This is a genomic window from Bradyrhizobium sp. (assembly GCF_049798375.1).
Lineage (GTDB): Bacteria > Pseudomonadota > Alphaproteobacteria > Rhizobiales > Xanthobacteraceae > Bradyrhizobium.
In genome coordinates this window covers 1-4,090 of sequence record NZ_JBARGP010000506.1, presented here as the reverse complement: position 1 = coordinate 4,090, position 4,090 = coordinate 1, and the positions used below count along the sequence as shown (strand labels likewise).

Annotated in this window: 4 protein-coding genes and 1 pseudogene; all 5 read left to right on the top strand. The window is 65.8% G+C overall.

Going from position 1 to position 4,090, the window contains the following annotated elements; all coding sequences use genetic code 11:
• Positions 1-1,124: (Fe-S)-binding protein (locus WA702_RS20690; protein ID WP_425112408.1), on the top strand; the 1,124-nt coding region annotated here is incomplete at its 5' end.
• 2 nt (positions 1,125-1,126) lie between these two features.
• Positions 1,127-1,555 carry a GlcG/HbpS family heme-binding protein gene (locus WA702_RS20685; protein ID WP_425112407.1) on the top strand — a complete coding sequence of 143 codons (429 nt, stop codon included), beginning with the start codon at positions 1,127-1,129 and terminating at the stop codon, positions 1,553-1,555.
• 77 nt (positions 1,556-1,632) lie between these two features.
• Positions 1,633-2,496, top strand: coding sequence for an MBL fold metallo-hydrolase (locus tag WA702_RS20680; RefSeq protein ID WP_425112406.1), 864 nt, complete (start codon positions 1,633-1,635; stop codon positions 2,494-2,496).
• Positions 2,497-2,602: 106 nt separating this feature from the next.
• On the top strand, positions 2,603-3,619 hold the full coding sequence (locus tag WA702_RS20675) for an SDR family oxidoreductase (RefSeq protein ID WP_425112405.1): 1,017 nt from the start codon (positions 2,603-2,605) through the stop codon (positions 3,617-3,619).
• Between the two features lie 85 nt (positions 3,620-3,704).
• Positions 3,705-4,090, top strand: a pseudogene (locus WA702_RS20670) (DUF418 domain-containing protein); the annotation flags it as partial.

Sequence of the window (4,090 nt, the reverse complement as noted above, 5' to 3'; positions counted from 1 at the left end):
TGTCGTCGGACGAGATGATGGAGACGATGAAGCTCTGCGTCTCCTGCAAGGCCTGCCGCCGCGAGTGTCCTGTTGGCGTCGACATGGCCAAGATGAAGATCGAGGTGCTGGCGGCGCGTGCCAAGGGTCACGGCCTCACCTTGCGCGATCGCTTGGTCGCCTATCTGCCGCGTTACGCCGGCTTTGCCGCGACCTTCGCGCCGCTGATGAACCTGCGCAATCGCAGCCCGTTGCTGCGCAAGGTCATGGAGCGCGTCGCCGGCATCAGCGCCAGGCGCAAGCTGCCGGCGTTCCGCAGCGACACGTTCCGCGTCGACGTCGAGGCGATGGGACCGGAGAATGGCCGCGAGGTCGTGCTGTTCGCCGACACCTTCAACCGCATCTATGAGCGCGAAAACCTCGACGCGGCCTTGCGCGTGCTGCTCGCCGGCGGCTATCGCGTCTACATCCCGAAACCGAAAGACGGCGGCCGGCCGCTGTGCTGCGGCCGCACCTTCCTCTCCGCAGGTCTGGTCGACCAGGCCGAGAGCGAACTCAATCGTCTGGTCGAGACCTACGCGCCGTTCGCCGCGCGCGGCGTGCCGATCATCGGGCTCGAGCCGAGCTGCCTGCTGACGCTACGCGACGAGCTGTTGTCGCTACGCTCCTGCGGGCCAGCCAAGAGCGTCAGCGCGCATGCGCTGCTGCTGGAGGAGTTTCTGGCACGCGAGGCCGAGAGCGGCCGGCTGCAACTGCCGCTCGGCCCTCTGCCCGGCAAGGCGCTGCTGCACGGCCATTGCCATCAGAAATCCTTTGCCGCGTTCAAGCCGGTCGAGCAGGTGCTGCGACTGATCCCTGAGCTTGCCGTCCAGACCATCGAGTCCTCCTGCTGCGGCATGGCGGGTGCGTTCGGCTATGGCGCTGAGACCTATGAGGCGTCGATCGCAATGGCCGAAACCTCGCTGCTGCCAGCCGTGCGCAAGGCCGATGCGGCGACCTACATCGTCGCCGACGGCACCTCGTGCCGGCACCAGATCCAGGACGGTGCCGCGCGCGGCGCCGTCCATGCCGCGCAGATCCTGGCAATGAGTCTCGATCGCGCGCCCATCTCGAAGAATTTCATCGCGGACCGCAAAGGACACTGATCATGACCGACCTCACGCTCGACACCGCCCGCAGGATTCTCGACGCCGCGCTTGCCAAGGCGGTGGAGAAGAAGCTGAAGCCGCTCGTCATTACGATTCTCGATGCCCGTGGCGCGGTGAAGGTCACCGCGGCACAAGATGGCACCAGCCTGATGCGCGCCGAGATCGCCCACGGCAAGGCCTATGGCGCGCTCGCGATGGGCATGGGCTCGCGGGCGCTGTTCCAGCGCGCCCAGGAGCAGGCCTATTTCGTCGATGCGGTGAACACCATCGCCCAGGGCCGCCTGGTGCCGGTGCCTGGCGGCGTGCTGATCATGGACGGCGGCAGACTGTTCGGCGCCGTCGGCGTCTCCGGCGACACATCAGACAATGATGAGATCTGCGCCATCGCCGGCATCGAAGCCGCGGGGTTGAAGCCGAACGCGGGCTGAGCCGTCGAGCCGCAATAGCAACCTTTCGAGTATTGGCGGCTTCCTCTCGACCCGTTTCGTGATCGAGGAGGCCGCCCGTGAACCAGATCCCGTTGCCGCGATCGGCTGAAGCCGAGAACCACCAGGCCGACAAGGCGCGTGACGATGGCACGCGCGAGATCGCGCCCGACGTCGCCTATCGCCAGCTCGCCATCGTCAACGTGGTCTTCTACGGGCAGGCGAATGCGGGCGACGGCAACTGGGTTCTGATCGACGCAGGCGTGTTTGGCTCCGGTCCGGCTATTCGCGACGCCGCGCGTGCGCGCTTCGGGCAGAATGGACGACCGGCCTGCATCGTGCTCACCCACGGCCATTTCGACCATATCGGCGTACTCGAAACGCTGAGCGACGAATGGGACGTGCCCGTCTATGCGCACCCGATCGAACATCCTTATCTCAACGGCACGCAATCCTATCCGCCGCCTGCGCCCGAGGTCGGCGGCGGGCTGCTGGCGCGGTTGTCGCCGCTGTTCCCAACCAGCCCGGTCGATGTCGGCACCCGACTTCACGAGCTGCCGGCGGATCACACAGTTCCATTCATGCCGGACTTTCGCTGGATTCACACGCCGGGTCATGCGCCGGGGCATGTCTCGCTCTGGCGCGAGCGCGACCGTCTGCTGATCGCAGGCGATGCGATTGTCACCACGGCACAAGAGTCCGTCTATGCAGCCGTGTCGCAGGAGCCGGAAATGCATGGGCCGCCGATGTACTTCACGCCGGACTGGAGCGCCGCGCGCGAGTCTGTCCGCGCCATCTCCGCCTTGTCGCCGGAGACGGTGATCACCGGTCATGGCGCGGCGATGCATGGTGGCGAGATGCGCGCGGCGCTAACCCAATTGGCCCGGGACTTCGACACGATCGCCGTCCCCAAAGGGAGCCGCTACGCGCCGTCAATGGACTGAGCACACGCGCGCGCAAGCTTACCAAAGCTTCACCAGGCATGGCCCTCCAAGTGCGAAACATTGACGGCTGGTCGGCGTTTGCACTTGGGGCGCTGGGAGACTGAACATGCCGCGTCAACGACACCCCCGCACCGTCATCATCACCGGCGCCTCTGCCGGCGTTGGACGCGCCATTGCCGGGCGCTTCGCCGAGGCCGGCGACCGCGTCGGCCTCATCGCTCGCGACGCATCCGCGCTGCAGGATGTGCAGCGCGAGCTTCAGGCGCGCGCGGCGCAGATCGAGTTCGAGGCCGCCGATGTCGCTGATGCGCAGGCGCTGTTCACCGCTGCCGAGCGGCTGCAGCAGCGGCTCGGCCCCGTCGACGTCTGGATCAATGACGCGATGGAGACGGTGTTCTCGACGGTCGCCGACATCACGCCGGAGGAATTTCACCGCGTCACCGAGGTCACTTATCTCGGCTTCGTCTATGGCACCATGGCCGCGCTGAAGTCGATGCGGCGGCGCGGCCGCGGCCGGATCATCCAGATCGGCTCGGCGCTGGCCTATCGCGGCATCCCGCTGCAATCGGCCTATTGCGGCGCCAAGCACGCGATCCGCGGCTTCACGGATTCGCTGCGCACCGAGCTGATCAACGAGCGCTCGGCGATCACCGTCAGCATGGTCGATCTGCCGGCGGTGAATACGCCGCAATTCGACTGGGCGCGCGCGCATCTTCCGCACACGCCGCGGCCGATGGGCCAGCCGGTCGAGCCGGAAGTGATCGCGGACGCGGTCTATCGGGTCGTTGACGGCCCGTTCCGCGAATACTGGATCGGCTGGCAGACCTGGCTGACCATTATCGGCAACACCGTCGCACCCGGCTATCTCGATCGCTATCTCGCGCGCAAGGCGGTCGCAGGACAACAGACCGACGCGCCGCTGGTACCGGACCGCACCGACAATCTCGACCGCCCGGTGACCCGGCTGCACCGTGTCAGGGGCTCCTTCAGCAAGGAATCCACAGACCATGCCATGCTGATTCCCGGCGAGATCGCGCGCGCGGCGACAGTGGCGCTCGGCGCCGCGCTGTTCTTCGTCATCGGGCGAGCGACCGCGCATGCCAGACAGCGGCGCGGGCACTGATGCCAGCCGACAAATGAGCGAGGCTTGCAATCCGGCGGCAACTTCAGCTTGATGGAGGAAGTTGAACACCCCGCCGGTATATGGCATGGCCGTATCAGATCATCTGCAGCGCCCCATTGCGTCCGCAGTCCCGCTTTTAGCTCCCGACCGCCTCGTCGCCATCGACATCCTGCGGGGCTTGGCGCTGTTCGGGGTGATGGCGATCAATCTGGTGTTCGAGTTTCGCGTTTCGATCTTCGAGCAGTTTCTACCGCAAGAGCTGCGCGCGACAGCGCACGGCGCGGGAACAACCTTCTTTGTTGGTGGAGATGCATCTTCGCTGAACGCGTTCAGCTTTTTCCGATGGATGCACAGGACATCGCCGTTCGACATCGCGGTCGCAGGCTTTCTCGAACGGACGATCTCGATGAAGGCCTTCGCGTTGTTCTCGCTGCTGTTCGGGATCGGTCTTGCGATGCAATTCGAGCGGTT

Bases quoted from the DNA above. Each gene is read 5' to 3' on its own strand.
- WA702_RS20685 (WP_425112407.1), top strand. From the start codon at position 1,127: ATGACCGACCTCACGCTCGACACCGCCCGCAGGATTCTCGACGCCGCG.
- WA702_RS20675 (WP_425112405.1), top strand. From the start codon at position 2,603: ATGCCGCGTCAACGACACCCCCGCACCGTCATCATCACCGGCGCCTCT.